The sequence below is a fragment of the Acinetobacter sp. UBA3461 genome (genome assembly GCF_002381195.1).
Taxonomy (GTDB): Bacteria; Pseudomonadota; Gammaproteobacteria; order Pseudomonadales; family Moraxellaceae; genus Acinetobacter; species Acinetobacter schindleri.
Window position 1 is genome coordinate 18356 of the sequence record NZ_DFRO01000022.1, and the last position, 16775, is coordinate 35130.

The 16775-nt window shown below is 42.5% G+C and carries 17 protein-coding genes; 13 read left to right on the top strand and 4 right to left on the bottom strand.

Translation table 11 applies throughout. The features are described 5' to 3' along the window. Positions 1-1881 (top strand): DNA topoisomerase IV subunit A (parC, locus tag B3D47_RS04410; protein WP_286860156.1); only part of this gene is annotated, 1881 nt, incomplete at its 5' end. 149 nt (positions 1882-2030) lie between these two features. Further along, complete coding sequence (locus B3D47_RS04415) at positions 2031-3707, top strand: AMP-binding protein (protein WP_103799957.1); 1677 nt, start codon at positions 2031-2033, stop codon at positions 3705-3707. A 51-nt stretch (positions 3708-3758) separates the two neighbouring features. On the opposite strand, the gene B3D47_RS04420 is transcribed toward B3D47_RS04415, so the two are convergent. Continuing rightward, positions 3759-4157: a hypothetical protein gene (locus tag B3D47_RS04420; RefSeq protein ID WP_286860158.1), complete on the bottom strand. Its 399-nt coding sequence runs from the start codon at positions 4155-4157 to the stop codon at positions 3759-3761. A gap of 99 nt (positions 4158-4256) precedes the next feature. On the opposite strand from B3D47_RS04420, the gene B3D47_RS04425 reads away from it, so the two are divergent. Both B3D47_RS04425 and ppa read left to right on the top strand, forming a co-directional pair. Continuing rightward, the gene (locus B3D47_RS04425) at positions 4257-4655 is read left to right on the top strand and encodes an MAPEG family protein (RefSeq protein ID WP_286860159.1); all 399 of its coding nucleotides are present in this window, start codon (positions 4257-4259) and stop codon (positions 4653-4655) included. A 120-nt stretch (positions 4656-4775) separates the two neighbouring features. Next, on the top strand, positions 4776-5312 hold the full coding sequence (gene ppa, locus B3D47_RS04430) for an inorganic diphosphatase (RefSeq protein ID WP_004896422.1): 537 nt from the start codon (positions 4776-4778) through the stop codon (positions 5310-5312). Between the two features lie 99 nt (positions 5313-5411). Here the strand turns inward: ppa and B3D47_RS04435 are convergent, their stop codons facing one another. Continuing rightward, the gene (locus B3D47_RS04435; protein WP_286860162.1) at positions 5412-6737 is read right to left on the bottom strand and encodes an OprD family outer membrane porin; all 1326 of its coding nucleotides are present in this window, start codon (positions 6735-6737) and stop codon (positions 5412-5414) included. Between the two features lie 506 nt (positions 6738-7243). On the opposite strand from B3D47_RS04435, the gene B3D47_RS04440 reads away from it, so the two are divergent. The 3 genes from B3D47_RS04440 (at position 7244) to B3D47_RS04450 (ending at position 9159) form a co-directional block, all read left to right on the top strand. Beyond that, the gene (locus B3D47_RS04440; RefSeq protein ID WP_253170152.1) at positions 7244-7561 is read left to right on the top strand and encodes a TorF family putative porin; all 318 of its coding nucleotides are present in this window, start codon (positions 7244-7246) and stop codon (positions 7559-7561) included. A gap of 143 nt (positions 7562-7704) precedes the next feature. Continuing rightward, positions 7705-8007 carry a hypothetical protein gene (locus tag B3D47_RS04445; RefSeq protein ID WP_286860165.1) on the top strand — a complete coding sequence of 101 codons (303 nt, stop codon included), beginning with the start codon at positions 7705-7707 and terminating at the stop codon, positions 8005-8007. 372 nt (positions 8008-8379) lie between these two features. Next, the gene (locus B3D47_RS04450) at positions 8380-9159 is read left to right on the top strand and encodes a TorF family putative porin (RefSeq protein ID WP_286860167.1); all 780 of its coding nucleotides are present in this window, start codon (positions 8380-8382) and stop codon (positions 9157-9159) included. Positions 9160-9218: 59 nt separating this feature from the next. Here the strand turns inward: B3D47_RS04450 and B3D47_RS04455 are convergent, their stop codons facing one another. Continuing rightward, complete coding sequence (locus tag B3D47_RS04455; protein ID WP_286860168.1) at positions 9219-10706, bottom strand: YifB family Mg chelatase-like AAA ATPase; 1488 nt, start codon at positions 10704-10706, stop codon at positions 9219-9221. 64 nt (positions 10707-10770) lie between these two features. Beyond that, a complete protein-coding gene (locus B3D47_RS04460; protein ID WP_004810171.1) occupies positions 10771-10998 on the bottom strand; it encodes an accessory factor UbiK family protein in 228 nt (75 codons plus the stop codon). A gap of 276 nt (positions 10999-11274) precedes the next feature. On the opposite strand from B3D47_RS04460, the gene glnK reads away from it, so the two are divergent. The 6 genes from glnK (at position 11275) to B3D47_RS04490 (ending at position 16751) form a co-directional block, all read left to right on the top strand. Next, the gene (gene glnK, locus B3D47_RS04465; protein ID WP_004281042.1) at positions 11275-11613 is read left to right on the top strand and encodes a P-II family nitrogen regulator; all 339 of its coding nucleotides are present in this window, start codon (positions 11275-11277) and stop codon (positions 11611-11613) included. Positions 11614-11672: 59 nt separating this feature from the next. Beyond that, a complete protein-coding gene (locus B3D47_RS04470; protein WP_286860170.1) occupies positions 11673-13082 on the top strand; it encodes an ammonium transporter in 1410 nt (469 codons plus the stop codon). Positions 13083-13221: 139 nt separating this feature from the next. Further along, entirely contained in the window at positions 13222-13689 is a 468-nt protein-coding gene (gene nrdR / locus B3D47_RS04475) for a transcriptional regulator NrdR (RefSeq protein WP_004810168.1), read from the top strand. Positions 13690-13691: 2 nt separating this feature from the next. Further along, positions 13692-14780 carry a bifunctional diaminohydroxyphosphoribosylaminopyrimidine deaminase/5-amino-6-(5-phosphoribosylamino)uracil reductase RibD gene (gene ribD, locus B3D47_RS04480; protein WP_286860172.1) on the top strand — a complete coding sequence of 363 codons (1089 nt, stop codon included), beginning with the start codon at positions 13692-13694 and terminating at the stop codon, positions 14778-14780. Then, entirely contained in the window at positions 14777-16069 is a 1293-nt protein-coding gene (locus tag B3D47_RS04485) for a DNA adenine methylase (protein ID WP_005223533.1), read from the top strand. The genes ribD and B3D47_RS04485 overlap by 4 nt, the downstream gene beginning before the upstream one ends. A 22-nt stretch (positions 16070-16091) precedes the next feature. Next, positions 16092-16751 (top strand): riboflavin synthase, encoded by a 660-nt coding sequence (locus B3D47_RS04490; RefSeq protein ID WP_286860174.1) that lies wholly within the window; start codon positions 16092-16094, stop codon positions 16749-16751. The last annotated feature ends 24 nt before the right edge of the window (positions 16752-16775 follow it).

Genomic DNA, 16775 nt, shown 5'->3' on the forward strand with positions numbered 1-16775 from the left:
GATGATCCAAAGTCTTTCGCGGCGATGCGATATACCGAAGCCAAACTGTCACAATATAGTGAATTACTGCTTTCCGAGTTGGGTCAAGGCACCTGTGACTGGCAGGACAACTTCGACGGTTCGATGAAAGAGCCAGTCAATCTGCCGGCACGCGTACCGAACATCTTGTTGAATGGTACCACGGGTATTGCTGTGGGTATGGCAACCGATATTCCACCACATAACCTGCGTGAAGTGGTCAAAGGTACAATTGCACTGATTCGCAATCCGAACCTGACCGATGTCAAAGTAGCTGAATATATTCCGGGACCGGACTTACCAACCAAAGCAGAAATTATTACTCCACCGACTGAATTGCTGAAAATGCAAACGACAGGTCGTGGTAGTTACCGTATGCGTGCCGTATATACGGTTGAAAAAAACGAGATCGTGATTACTGAATTGCCCTATCAGGTGTCTGGTTCCAAAATCATTACCCAGATTGCAGACCAGATGCAGGCGAAGAAACTGCCTTTAGTCACAGATGTGCGTGATGAATCCGATCATGAAAATCCGACCCGTCTGGTCATTGTGTTGCGTTCAAATCGTATCGATGCTGAATCGGTAATGAGTCATCTGTTCGCAACCACCGATCTTGAATCCAGCTATCGCGTCAATATGAATATGATTGGTGCGGATGGTCGACCGCAGGTGAAATCGATCCGTCGTATTTTGCTGGAATGGATTGAAATCCGTAAGACCACTGTGACCCGTCGTCTGCAATTCCATCTGAATAAAATCGAGAAACGCTTACATATTTTGGGTGGCTTGATCATTGCCTACTTGAATATTGATGAAGTGATTCAGATCATCCGTGAAGAAGATCAGCCTAAACCGGTACTGATGCAACGATTTGGTATTGATGAAATTCAGGCAGAAGCCATTTTAGAACTCAAGTTGCGTCATTTGGCCAAGCTTGAAGAAATGGAAATGCGCCGTGAGCAGGAAGAGTTAGAAGCCAAGGCAGCTGAAATCCGTGAGCAACTGGCCAATCCAGAATCTTTAAAGAATTTGATCATCAATGAACTCAAAGATGATGCCAAGAAATTTGGCGATGATCGCCGTTCTCCAATCGTAGAGCGTGCCGAAGCTGCGGCAATTGATGAAACTGAAATGCTGCCTGCTGATCCGGTGACCGTGGTCTTATCTGAAGCTGGCTGGATCCGCTGTGCCAAAGGTCATGAAGTGGATGCCGAAAACCTGAACTTCCGTGCAGGGGATCAGTACTTGAGTCATGCCCAAGGCAAATCTAATCAGCGTGTTTATGTACTGGATGATACGGGGCGCAGTTATGCCTTGGCCATCAACAGTCTGCCGTCTGCGCGAGGATTAGGTGAACCACTGAGTTCAAAACTTTCTCCTGCAAGTGGCGTCGGCTTTAAACAGGTTCTGGTTGCCGAAGATGAGGCAGAAATCCTGGCAATCAGCAGCAAAGGTTATGGTTTCAAGACTCAAGCCAAGCAGCTGGATACCAATGCCAAGGCGGGCAAGGCATTCCTGACTGTGCCGGAAGGTGCGCATGCAATGAATCTGCAGCCACTTGAAGACAAAACTCATCTGGCATTGCTCAGTTCTGCAGGTCGTCTATTAATTGTTGATTTGACTGAATTACCTGTGTTGAATAAAGGCAAAGGTAATAAATTGATACAACTTGAAGATAAAGATCAAATTTTATCCATGACAGTCTTGAGTTTAGATGAAATAATTCAAGTGCTTGCAGGACAACAGCAAATAAAATTAAAAGGGGATGATCTGCAAAAGTACATCGGCAAACGCGGTTCGAAAGGACAGCTTTTACCACGCGGATATCAAAAAGCAAATAAACTGTTGATTCAAAGATAAGACTAGCATCCATCAATCGAAATACGTTATATATGAACAACGATTCGACAAGATGGATGCATTATTGCGCATAAACAAGTTAAAAAATTAGCGCAATATTGAAAAAAACAGTTGAGATTCTAAGGATTATGATTGGAGAGAATGGCATTATGGAAAAGATTTGGTTCGCTGAATACGAGAAAACAGGGATTCCACACACTGTAGAACTGCCACCAGAAAACACTTCATTAGTTGATATTTTTGAGCGTAATTTCCAGAAGTTTGGCTCACGTGATGCCTTTATCTTTATGGATAAAGTAATGACGTTTAATGAGCTGGAAGAAGCTAGTCGTAAATTTGCAACATATTTACAGAGCTTGGGGCTTGCAAAAGGTACACGCGTGGCAGTCATGATGCCAAACGTGTTGCAATATCCGGTCGTGGCATTGGGCGTATTCCGTGCTGGTCTGGTATTGGTCAATGTAAATCCACTTTATACTTCACGTGAACTTGAGCATCAGTTAAATGACTCTGGTACAGAAGTACTGGTTATCATTGAAAACTTCGCTTCTGTATACCAGGCAATTATTGGCAAAACCCCAGTCAAGCACGTCGTTGTTGCTTCTGTAGGTGATATGCTGGGTGCACTGAAAGGTACGCTAGTTAATTTTGTGCTACGTTCTGTACGTAAACAGATTCCAGCATGGGATATTCCAGGTCACATCAAGTTCAATGCTGCGCTGAACAAAGTCAGCCCAACGAACTATAAACGTCCTGAACTGACTTTAAGTGATACTGCTGTACTGCAATATACTGGTGGTACGACAGGTGTTTCTAAAGGTGCTGAACTGACACATCGCAACCTGGTTGCAAACATGCTGCAATGTGATGGTATTTTCCAGAGCAAATTCGGTGCACAAGACGGCCAGCCAGATGACCGTATTTTCTGTGCTCTACCGTTGTACCATATCTTTGCATTCATGGTGTGTGCACTGTACGGTATGTATAAAGGTCAAGCCAACGTTCTGATTCCAAATCCGCGTGATCTGCCTGCGGTAATTAAAGAATTACGTAAATACCAGCCAACGTTCTTCCCTGCAGTGAATACTTTATTCAATGCATTGATCAATAATGAAGACTTCAAACAGCTAGATCACAGTCGTCTGAAAATGGCGATGGGTGGTGGTATGGCGGTGCTGCCTTCTACTGCAGAAGCATGGAAGAAAGTTACAGGCACTAACATCATCGAAGGCTATGGTTTGTCAGAAACTTCTCCGGTTGCAACTGCAAACCCGCCTGCATCTGAAGAATTTAGCGGCACCATTGGTATTCCATTGCCGTTGACTGAAGTTGCAATTTTAGATGACGATGGCAATGAAGTACCATTGGGCGAGCAGGGCGAGATTTCGATCCGTGGTCCTCAGGTGATGAAGGGTTACTGGAACCGTCAGGATGAAACTGACAAAGTCATGATTAATGGTTACTTTCGTACCGGTGATATCGGTGTGATGAACGATCGTGGTTATGTGAAGATTGTAGACCGTAAAAAAGACATGATTCTGGTATCTGGTTTCAACGTTTATCCTTCAGAGATTGAAGAAATCGTTGCGAAACATCCAAAAGTGCTGGAAGTGGCTGCTATTGGTGTACCAGATGAGAAATCAGGTGAAGTGCCTAAACTGTTCGTGGTGAAAAAAGATCCATCTTTAACAACTGAAGAAGTTCTGGCATTCGCAAAAGAAAATCTGACAGGTTACAAGCGTCCGCGTTATGTAGAATTCCTGGATGAATTGCCAAAATCTAACGTAGGTAAAATCCTGCGTAAAGATCTACGTAAAACAGCTTAAAAGCTGTGTAAAAAAAGCGCCTTTGATAGGCGCTTTTTTTATGGAATCTTTTTAAAGTTGGGCAGATTTATTCTTTTCCATCCACCAGCGGTCGAAGTAGCGACGACCAACGCCTACAATCCCGACGAAGATAAACAGGCTAATGAAGTGACGGTTGAAGCCAGGGCGGTAGAACTCGCCATAGCTGAGCACATTATCAATCAGGCAATATACTAAAATAATCGTCAGCCAATGCCACAGGGTATAGCGCTTGATGCCCACTGCATAAAAGGCAATCCATAACATCACAAAGGTGAACAGAGCTGACCAGATATTCATATTGGCAGCGATGACACTGAGTAAAAATGCCACGATCGGCAATACAATTTTCAGGACGCGATCCACTTGCAGCTGATGTTGACGCTGGCGTTCCAGTACATCCAACATTTCTTTTTGATCGGGACTGATCATCGTGAATCCTTATGTGGTTGCTAAAACACCCTATTTAACAAAATTTATTCACGAAATGCCATGCTATGATACAGATAAAATTTTCATGAGAAAAATCAGATGCAGAGCATTAGTGGGATCATTTATCTCATTTTAGCGGCTTGTCTGCTACCTTATGTGTTTACCATGATTGCTAAAAAAGCTGGAGGCTTTAAGGCTAAAGATAACCAGAATCCGCGTGATTTTTTAGAACAGTCTACCGGTGTTGCAAAACGTGCTAATGCTGTTCAGCAGAACAGTTTTGAAAGCTTGCCGCTGTTTATTGCAGCTGTCCTGATGGCTGAATATCTGGTCATGCCGCAAAGTCTGATTATGACTTTTGGTATTGGTTATCTGATTTTCCGGGTGCTGTACGGTATTTGCTATCTGGCAAACTGGGCGACATTGCGTTCCATCATGTGGTTGCTTTCCATGTTGTGTCCGATTGCGTTATTGCTACTGATCATCAAATTAATTTAGGTCAGTCCAGCCATCAATCGCCTGATTGATTGTTCGATATTTTTAAACCGAAAAAAATCTGCAAAAACCGTTATAATTGTCGCGGTTTTTAAAAGATTTAACTTGTTAAAGAGTGATGCTATGAGCTACAGCAATATCCCAGCGGGTAAAGATGCACCAAATGACATCTATGTAATTATTGAAATTCCTGCAAACGCAGCACCAATCAAATACGAAATCGACAAAGATTCTGATGCGCTATTTGTAGACCGTTTCATGGGTACAGCAATGTTCTACCCAGCGAACTATGGTTATGTTCCAAATACTTTATCTCTAGATGGCGACCCTTTAGACGTATTGGTTGTGACGCCACACCCAGTAGAGCCGGGTTCTGTTATTCGCTGCCGTCCTGTGGGCAAACTGAACATGGAAGATGACGGTGGTGTTGATGCGAAACTGGTTGCGGTTCCACATGAAAAATTGACACCGATCTATAAAGATGTTCAAGAATATACTGATCTTCCTCCATTATTGATCAGCCAGATCGAACACTTCTTCCAGCACTACAAAGACTTGGAACCAGGTAAATGGGTTAAGTTAAGTGGTTGGGAAGGTGCAGATGTTGCGAAACAAGAAGTACTAGACTCAATTGCTGCTTATGCAGAAGCAAACAAATAATTGCTTTGCTTTTCCATTTAAGTCTTTAAACTTTTAAAGCTTAAATAAAAAAACCTGCACAATGTGCAGGTTTTTTTGATTTAAAGCATCGTCAGGACATTAGAATAATTTCACCGGGATGTCTAACCAGATACGCCATTCATTTGTTGAGCTGATAGCATTACTTACATAGTTGCCAGAAGCATTATTGTAAGTATCACTTGCGCGCAAGTATGAGTGACGTAAGCGTAAGTTTGCATCTTTGAATGCACCAGATTGAACCGTATATTTCACTTGGTTAAAGAATTCATGTTCTTCAGCTTGGTCGATAATTTGTGCTGGATTATTTATTTCGGCTACATCAATATCCCAACCATAAACGAATGCTGTTGTCCAGTTTAGACCTGGAAGACCATGGTTTTTAAAATTATAGTTGTACTGTAAGCCAACAGATTTTTCATCGTTACCCTTAAAGTCGGATAAGTATGAGTTTGGTACATAAATGCTTTGTAGACCATCTGCGTTGTAAGCATAGTCGTAACCTATGTTGCCCGCATTATCTTGGTATGCAAGCATCAAATTGTGTGCATCTCTGTTATAGCTTGCAGATACACCCCAAATTGAGTTAGTCAATTCTTCAGTTGCACTGCGTGGATCAGTGGTTGCTGCTCCAACTTTCCATTTAGTATTGTAACCCATTGCCTCTAAAGTTACGGTCGCACCATTTGCTGTAGGAAAGCTGTAATTTACATTCCCATAGTGACGATCTAATTTATCTTTAACGTCTACCCCATAATAAGAGGCATTAACTTGGTCGTTAAACTTGTATTTCGCGCCCCAGAAAATAGCACTGTCCAAATTTTGTTGGTCTGAGCTGATATCATTAGACCATTGATTTTTAGTGAATTTACCACCGATTAACGTCAAGTCTTTAATTTCGTTACTTTCAATATAAAGACCAGTGTAGTACTCAGGGGTTAAACGAGCAGTATTACTTGCAATTACTGGAATTTCAGATACTTGCGTACCATATTTAGCCGTTGTGTTTGATACGCGTGCTTTGACATAAGCACCTCCACGTGCCCAATGATCATAGGCATCTTTAGTTCCATCGGCATTATCTTGACTATGCGTTGGGATCATTTGGTTACCAGTATGCCCATTTTTACCGAGTTTAAATGAAGCATCACCAATGATACCTGCACCAAAACCAACAATACCTTTGGTAAAGCCAGAATCTAGATTAATTATTGCTGTTTGAGCTGCAGAGCTTGTATCATCAACACCATTTTTTTTATCACGGCTTAAGTAACCCGTACGGAATAGAACTGTGCCTTCAGCATCTTCTACAAAGCCTTTTGCTTCACTTTGTTCGCTTGCATAAGCTGTAGAGATCAGAGCAGCTTGTACCAATACTGCTAATGTAACTTTCTTTGCGTTTAACATGGGGAGAGAGCCTCATATATGTTTTTTTGTACTGCATCTGCCTAAAGCACACGCAGAAATTAACCAAATTGTATAATTAATCTGATAAAAAATATCGTTTTTATGACATTCTTTAAACTAAAGTTGAGTTTTTTTAACCTATTATTCACAATCACGCTATAGTTTTTAATACTATTTTTTCCCATAAGGTAAAATTAATATTGAAAACAATAAGATAAAAATAAAGTTTTTATAATGTAATATTTTTAATAATGAAGAGCATGTTTCAGAGCTCATATTGATTTTTTTTAATTTGATGTTATGTAAGGTTAAAACTGATTAAAAGATTCTATAAGCTGTTTTGTCCACTTTAACAATGCTTTAAATTTTTCCTTTATACTGCAATTTACTATTTAGAATAGTTCACAGTCATCCATTTTCATTTTTAAACCTTTTGGTAAAACTTTATTATTCACGTTTTTCATATTCTTGCCCCCTTTATTTAAACGTGGTAAATGAGAACGTATATGTCTCAGCTGCCGAAACTCGGTTTGCTTGTGCTGCTTGTTAGCATGACTTCAGATACTTTTGCTGAAGATACCCAAAATCTATCTAGGGGTGAACTTAGCGCAATTATTGGTGTCGTGAACAAGTATATTTATCGTGGTGGTGAGAAAAGTGATGATCCATCGGTACAGTTTGGACTGGAATATACACACAACAGCGGGATATTCCTGGGCTATTGGGGCTCAACCTTAAATTATGATTCTTCTGATGCAAATCAGGATCATGGTTTTGAGCATGACTTTTATATTGGTTATGGCCGAGCGCTGAATGAGAACTGAAGCTACTAATCCTAGATCGTATCTTATTACTATCAAAATGATGGGACAGTTTATAGTAAAGATGGCCCAGATAAGCGCGTACTACTGATTTTGAGATACTGAATGACGTGTTTTATAACGACCTGAGCTTAGATTTAGATGTTATGCTGACAGATGTTAACTATGCAAATGCAGAAGATGTTTATCTCAGTGCAGCTTATAGCTATCCATTACCGCAAAACTTTAACCTGAATACGTCAGTAGGTGCTTCCCTGTATAACGCTAGCGGTGATGATCAACTGATTCAGACCACAGAAAGCTTTATTTTTAATGAAACACGGATTGGACTAAGTAAAACAGTCGCAAAACGAATTGAATTAAGTCTGGACTATGTCTATGGCGGCAAAGGTTGTGATGAAATAGATTTTGATAATCATATTGTCGTAGGTGCAAACTTTAATTTCTAGGTTTTGCTGAAATAGTGATTGCAAGGTGTGTCATATTGATTAAATATTATGCACCTTTTTTATGCATAAAAATTTATCTATATAAAATATAGCTTCAAAAAGTAGCAAGTTGTAAGCGAATATTTAGACATGCAGTGGAATAGCGCAAGTACTTTATTTTTCAGTTTTTTCTTAATTTTATCGTTTAACCTAAACCAATTTAAATTTTAATTTTTAATATATATGATTGAAATCAAATATTTATATAAATAAAAAAACTTTTATAGCTAATTTGAATTTTCCTTTTTATGGGTTGGCATAGCTATTGCAAAGCCTAAGTTGAGTTTAAAAACACAACTAAAAACGTCTGCGGACGGTTGGGGGAATCTAACAATGAAATTCACTTTAAAAGCTTTAGCAGTTGCAGCAGTAGCTTCAGCATCCAGTTTTACTTTTGCAGATGAGCCTACATCTCCGCACTCAGTATCTGGCAATATCGGTGTGTTATCGAGCTATAACTTGCGTGGTATTACAAATACACCTGAAAATAAAAATGCCACAATTAATGGTGGTATAGATTATAACCATGCTTCAGGTTTTTATGCTGGATGGTGGGGATCAACTTTAAGATATTCTGCAGGTACAGATCTTTTTGAAAATGCAGCAGGTGAATTAGTAGAAGTTGAAACAGGGGAAGTCACTAATGCTTTCGAAAATGATTTCTATGCAGGCTATAGCGGTTCAATCAATGATGACTGGGGTTATACAGCAGGTTTAACGTACTATTATTACTATGATATTGGTAATTCTGGATCAAACGGTTTTGAAACCATGTTGGGTTTGACCTATAAAGATTTAGGTATCACTGCGCAAACATTACTTGAAGATCTTGATTGGGGTAATGCAGGTGATACTTATCTAAAAGCATCTTATAGCTATGCTTTACCTAAAGATTTTAGTTTAGATACAGCACTTGGTTTATATCTATATGATAAGAATGGACCAATTGAAGCTGCTGATACATTTAGTTTCCGCCACTTTGATATCGGTTTGAGTAAAGCACTTGCTGATACTGGCGTGACTGCAAGCATGAACTATATTTTAGGTGGTTATGACCGTAATGATATAAAACAAAAAAATAAAGTTGTCCTAGGTCTAGGTTACAGCTTCTAATTATTTAATAGAAAAAAGGCGACAAATGTCGCCTTTTTTTATTTTTATTGTCCAATCGTTTAGCTTTGCTGACCTCGATAAGATAAAGCTTCCGATAAATGCTGAGGCTGAATTTCTGAATTCTCAGCTAAATCAGCTATGCTTCGTGCTACTCGTAATACCCGATGATAAGCACGGGCAGATAAATTTAACTTTTGTTGGGCAAGTTCAAACATTTTACTGGTCTGAGCATTTAGTGGCGCAAATTGCTCTAATTCTTTTGGGGTTAATGCCATATTCAGCTTGTTCTGTCTTTGTATTTGCAGTTCGTAGGCAGTTATCACACGCTCCCTAACGGTTGCAGAAGCTTCCACCGGTTGTGTAGATTGTAATTCATGAGCTTGCAGAGGAGGCACATCGATATGCAGGTCAATCCGATCCAGTAATGGCCCAGAAATCCGGTTCTGATAACGCTTGATCATTTCTGGAGAACACTGGCAGCGAATATCCTGATTAAAGGCATAACCACAAGGGCAGGGATTCATCGCTGCAACCAGCTGAAAGTTGGCTGGGAAAGTAATTTGTCGAGAGGCACGCGAAATCACAATTTCCTTGGATTCCAAAGGTTGACGCAATACTTCAAGAACTTTCCTGTCAAATTCCGGCAGTTCGTCGAGAAATAACACACCTAGATGTGCCAGCGTAATTTCACCTGGTTTAGGATGCGATCCTCCACCGACCAGGGCAACTGCAGACGCGGTATGATGTGGCGCGCGGAAAGGACGCTGTCCAAAAGTATGACTATTATTGGCAATAGAATAAATACTGGCGACTTCAAGATTTTCTTCAGTATTGAGAGGCGGCAAGATACTGGCTAGCCGCGAAGCCAGTAAAGTTTTACCGGTTCCAGGAGGTCCTCTAAATAATAAAGAATGTCCACCTGCAGCAGCAATTTCCAAAGCCCGTCTTGGGCGCAGCTGGCCTTTGACATCGGCTAAATCAAAGCGAGAATCTGAGTGATTCACCTGTGGTCGGGCTTGCATCTGGGCTAAAGGTGCGAGTCTATTTAAATGATCACAAACTTCTTTTAGATAAGCAGCGGCAAATACCCGAAAATCAGGTAACTGACAGGCTTCCTGAGCATTTTCTTTAGGTAGAATCAGTTCATGCTGCGATTGTTGACAGGCAATCGCAATACTAAGCGTACCAGTGATGGGGCGGAGTTGACCATCTAAAGCAAGTTCACCAATGAATTCCATTCCATCAGTACAGTTTTCAGGTAATTGCCCTGATGCCATCAGAATCCCTAAAGCAATTGGCAGATCTAAACGTGAACCGTCTTTGGGCAGGTCAGCAGGAGCCAGGTTAATAGTTAAGCGTTTGGTCGGGAACTGGTAGCCACTATTCAAAATAGCAGAACGAACCCGATCCTTACTTTCCCGAACCGCCGCTTCGGGCAGTCCAACAATAGTTAAGGAGGGCATTCCCTGACTAACATGAACTTCAACTTCTATTAAAGGGGCATGTAGTCCCAGCAATCCCCGGGTATGAATTTTAGCAAAAGACATTTATTGTTCCATTTTGGTGCGTTATTATTGTTCATTATTTGTCTTTTATGCACTTCACTGGTGCTTATTTTTTGTTCGATATCTTTTCTTCAAGTGATTCGACTTGTTTGAGCAACTCATTTAAACGCTGATTGGCCTGATTTAAGGCTGTACGCTGACGTTCAATTTCCTCTTTTGAAACTAGATCCATTTTACTTACTGCTTCGTTTAATAAAGCCCGAAGATTATGTTCCAGATCTTTTTTTGGTTCTTCGATTTGCTGCAAGATGGCTTGTAATAAAGTTTCAATCATTGTGTGGTCCATAGAGATGGAAATAAGCGCACAGTTTAACACCGCAGGAATCAAGACTATAGTATTTCAGACAAAATATGGGATTAATCGATAATTATTATCATAAAAGACCACATAAAAATGACTAAAATTTGAAGATTCAAAAGATTTATAAGTATAAAATAATGTTCAGGGAAACCGCATGTCGAGCTTTCTAATTTCCCCCGACCTTAGAAATCTTGGCATGAAATTTGAACATAAAACCTTACTGGTGAAATAAGCCGAAGGAAAACAAACATGAAGCTCGTAACTGCAATTGTAAAACCTTTCAAATTAGACGATGTACGTGAAGCATTGTCTGAAATTGGCGTTCAAGGCATCACTGTGACTGAAGTCAAAGGCTTCGGTCGTCAAAAAGGCCATACTGAACTTTATCGTGGCGCTGAATATGTTGTTGATTTTTTGCCAAAAGTCAAAATTGAAATCGCGATCAGCGACGAAATGGTTGACGCGGTAATCGAGTCAATTACGCGTGTAGCAAGCACAGGCAAAATTGGTGACGGAAAAATTTTCGTAACAAATCTGGAACAGGTCATCCGTATTCGTACAGGTGAAACAGGTGCAGACGCCGTTTAATTTGGCACAAAGTTTGCTGAGTAGCGAATAACTCACAAAAACTTGGTTGGGGGATACGAATGAAAAAAATACTACTCGCGTTGGGTCTGTCCAGCGCACTTTTGGGCGGTTCTGTTGCCTGGGCTGAAGAAGCCGCATCAGCAGCCGTTCCTACCGAGGAAGTTGCTTTGGTTGATGCAACTGCAACTCCAGATACTACAGAAGTTACTGCTGTGGAAGCAGTAGAAACAGCGCCGGTTGAAGAAGCGGCAGCTGCAGAAGAAGAAGCCACACTCGATACAGGTGACTCTGCCTGGATTTTAACGTCAACAGCCCTAGTTTTACTCATGACCATTCCAGGTTTAGCCCTGTTCTATGGTGGTATGGTACGTAAGAAAAACGTACTGAGTACTATGGCACATAGCTTTGTAGCAGCCGCAGTAGTCAGTATTGTCTGGGTCGTGATTGGTTATACCCTGGCATTTAGTGAAGGTAATGCCTTTATCGGTAGCCTGGATAAATTTATGCTGTCCGGTATTACGACTGAAGCGCTGTCAGGCACCATTCCCGAAATCCTGTTCGTCATTTTCCAAATGACTTTTGCGATTATTACGGTTGCCATCATTAGCGGTTCTATTGCTGAACGTATGAAGTTTGGTGCTTTCATCGCATTCATCACACTTTGGGTGATTCTAGTTTATGCGCCAATTACTCACTGGGTATGGGGCGGCGGCTGGTTAGGCAGTGATGGTGCACTGGACTTCGCTGGTGGTACAGTCGTACACATTAACTCAGGTGTTGCAGGTCTGGTTGCAGCTTACATGCTGGGTTCGCGTATGGGGCTAGGACGCGAATCTATGGCACCACACAATCTGACACTTACTGTAGTCGGTGCAAGCTTACTATGGGTGGGCTGGTTCGGTTTCAACGGTGGTTCAGCATTGGGTGCAAACGGTTCAGCAGGTTATGCACTCGTGGTTACACAAGTGGCAGCAGCAGCAGCAACAATCTCTTGGTTAATTACTGAAAAAATTGCACGTGGTAAAGCATCTGTATTAGGTGGTGCATCGGGTGCGGTTGCAGGTCTGGTGGTGATTACTCCAGCAGCTGGTTTCGTGACTGTAGGTGGTGCCTTAGCGATGGGTCTCATCGGTGGTGTAGTATGTTTCTGGGGTATTACTGCACTGAAACGTATGCTTAAGGCTGATGACTCTCTAGATGCTTTTGGTCTGCATGGTGTAGGTGGTATTGTCGGTGCGATTCTGACTGCATTCTTTGCCAGCGAATTTATCATGGGCGACGGTGCACCAACCAATGTAATGCATCAATTATGGGTACAAATTGAAGGGGTACTGGCAACAATCGCTTACTCTGCAATCTTGACCTTTATTATCCTGAAAGTGATCGATCTGATCATTGGTATCCGTGTTTCTTCTGATGATGAACGCATGGGTCTGGACTTGAGCCAACACGGCGAACGTGTCGAATAATCTGCTAAAACAATAATCAATATATTGTGTGAAACAGCCCGTCAGGGCTGTTTTTTTTCTATATATTGCGTAAAACTCTACAAACTTCAGAATTTTTGCTACACTCGGAAATCATCAGGATTTGTTCAATTAAACCGCTATGCATTGCCCATTTTGCAATACACCAGACAGTAAAGTGATCGATTCACGCCTGGCCGCTGAAGGTTGCCAGATTCGCCGTCGTCGTGAATGTGTCAGTTGTAATGAACGCTTTACCACCTTTGAAAGTTATGAAGTGGTGATGCCGCGGGTCATCAAATCCGATGGCAAGAATGAACCCTTTGATGAAGCCAAATTACGCCGCTCACTGATGCATGCCTTACAGAAACGTCCAGTGACACAAGAACAGATTGAAACGGTGCTCAGTGATATTCAGCTTCAAATTCGCCGTCTGGGTGAACGTGATGTCAAGTCACGTACCATTGGTGAAATCGTGATGCAATCTCTATTCGCATTGGATCATGTGGCTTATGTGCGTTTTGCTTCGGTCTATCAGGACTTTCAGGATGTTGAAGCCTTTCGTCGTCAGATCGAACAGATGCAGCAACGCGGCGAATTACAAGAATAAGCATGATTGAAATAACTCAAGATCAAATCTGGATGCGCCGTGCCATCGAACTGGCACGTCAGGGCCAGTATTCCACCAAACCGAATCCAAACGTTGGCTGTGTCATAGTTAAAGATGGCGTAGTAGTGGGCGAAGGTTTTCATCCCAAAGCGGGTCAGCCACATGCTGAAGTCTTTGCAATGCGTCAGGCCGGTGAGCAGGCCCAAGGTGCAACCGCTTATGTGACTTTGGAACCCTGTGCGCATTATGGGCGGACCCCGCCTTGTGCCAAAGGTCTGGTTGAAGCTGGCGTAGTTAAAGTCGTCGTGGCTTGTCCTGATCCAAATCCACTGGTCGCCGGAAAAGGTGTACAGATCCTGAAAGATGCTGGTATCGACGTTGAAGTGGGCATCTGTGAAGATGAAGCATATCCACTCAATTATGGTTTTCTGAAAGCTATGGCGACTGGGATGCCTTATGTACGTGTGAAAATTGCATCGAGTTTAGATGGTCGTACAGCCATGGCTTCGGGTGAATCGAAATGGATTACCGGTATAGAGGCTCGACAAGATGTCCAGCACTGGCGTGCGATTTCTGGCGCAGTGATTACCGGGATTGAAACAGTATTAGCCGATGATTGCCAGCTCAATGTCCGTAGCCTGAAAGGCGTTGATGACATCAGCAGGATTGTTCAGCCAAAACGGATTATTCTGGATCGCCAAGGTCGTTTGCCACTTACTGCCAAGATTTTGGAAAATCCAGAAACGGTGATGGTGATGGGACCTTATCGTCAGGAACTGGCCGATCTCGGTGTGATCCAGCTTGAGATTCAGCCTTTAAAAGAATTATTACAGTACCTGGTTCAGCAGCATCAGATTTATGACGTGCTGGTTGAGGCAGGAGCGACTTTATCTAGCGCATTTTTACAGGAAAAATTGGTGGATGAACTCATCAGTTATGTTGCACCGACTCTATTGGGGCAAACTGCGCGTAGTATGTTTAATGCAGAATTCAGCCAAATGGCAGAACAACTTCGATTCAAATTGCAGGACGTGACCCGTTTGGGTGATGACGTGCGCTTCAGGTTAATTCCTTCTCAAGAGACACTATGAATCCAGAGTCTACGGTTTACCACAAACGTCGCCATGCGGCACGTACCACAGATGAATATCTTTTCCATCAGCTGGTTCCTTATCTGGGGAACAAACGCCGTTTACTACATTTAATTCTGGAAGCACTTGAGAGCACGGGAACCCTAAAACGTGAAGATGGCCGTGCGCCGATTTTTGCCGATTTTTTTGCAGGTTCGGGGGTGGTTTCACGTCTGGCCCGTCAGAATGGCTATCGGGTGATTGCCAATGACTGGGAACCGTATAGTCATGCACTCAATCATGCAGTTTTAGCTTGTACTGAAGCACCTGCCTTTAAAGAGCTCGGTGGCTATCAGAAAGCGATTGATTATCTGAACCGTTTACCAGAAGTCAAAGGCTGGGTGACACATAATCTGTGTCCGCGCAATGATGAAATTTATGATCCGACCCGTGACCGTTTATTCTTCAAACGCCGTAATGGCATGCGTATTGATGCGATACGCCAGCAGATTGCCACTTGGCAAGCCCAAGGCGCAATTGATGATGTGGAAATGAGTGCTTTATTGGCACCACTTCTATATTCAGCCAGTTTTGTCAGCAATACTTCAGGCGTATTTAAGAGCTTTCATCATGGCTGGGGCGGTAAAACCCAGACCGCGCTGGAACGCATTGAATCGCTGCTTTGGTTAACACCAAGCCGTTTCTGTGAGGATAACAAGCATAAAGGTCCTGCAGCTGAAATGTGGTGTGTCGATGCCCAACATCTGGCGAATCAGATGAGTGGCTTTGAAGTGGATGTTGCTTATCTCGATCCACCATATAACCAGCATGCCTATAGCAGTAACTATCATGTGTTGAATGCTTTAACCCTCTGGGATCAGGTGGATCTGCCGACACCCGATACCAAAGGTTTTAAGAGCGGGATTGACCGTGCTTGGCGTAAAGAGCGCCCAAGTCAGTACAACTCGTCCAAGCATGCCAAGGAAGCCTATGAAACCTTGTTGGCAACCATCAATGCACGTTTTATTCTGACCAGTTATTCAACCGATGGTAATATCAGTGCGACAGATCTGTTACAAGCCAATCTGAAACGTGGCCGTGTGACCTTGCTAACTCAAGATGTGCCACGTTACCGTGTCAGCAAACAGCGCCAGTCCGAGCGTGCACGTGTACTGGAATTTATTGTGATTACCGACACGCATGCCAAGTCTGGGCCACCGATCCGTCAATTGTTAGGTCAGTTACACCATTATGCAGAACTGGGTGGTGTCGATACGACCAGTGTGAGCACGCAGCTAGCTCTCTGGTAAAAGCATAAAAAAGGAATAGAAAATGTTTACAGGTATTATTGAAAGCCTCGGTAAGGTCGAAAGCCTGCAAAATGTCGGCGGCGATGTACGCTTACGTATTCAGACTGATCTGGATATGACCGATGTCCATCTGGGCGATTCAATTGCCACCAATGGTATTTGCCTGACTGTAATTGACTGGGGCGATAACTGGTATGCTGCAGACGTGTCTCGAGAAAGTTTAAATCGAACCACACTCGGTAACTGGAAAGCGGGTCAACCTGTAAATGTTGAAAAAGCCATGCTGCCAACCACACGCTTTGGCGGGCATATTGTTTCTGGTCATGTCGACGCGGTGGGCGAAATCACGGTAGTGCGTTCCGATGCCCGTTCCATCTATTTTGAAGTGACAGCACCTGCTGAAATTGCCAAGTATCTGGCAGAGAAAGGTTCAGTCACAGTAGATGGTATCAGCCTGACCATTAACCATCTGCGTGGCAATATTCTCAGTTTAAACCTGATTCCGCATACCGCTGAACGAACCAATATTGAGACCTGGAAAGTCGGGACCAGAGTCAATCTGGAAGTCGATGTGCTGGCACGTTATATCGAGCGTTTGTTGCTGGGTGACAAGGCAGCTGAAACCACACCACAGTCGAAAATCAGTATGGATTTTTTAGCTGAAAATGGCTTTTTAAAATAACCAAACTGCTTAAATACTCAACAG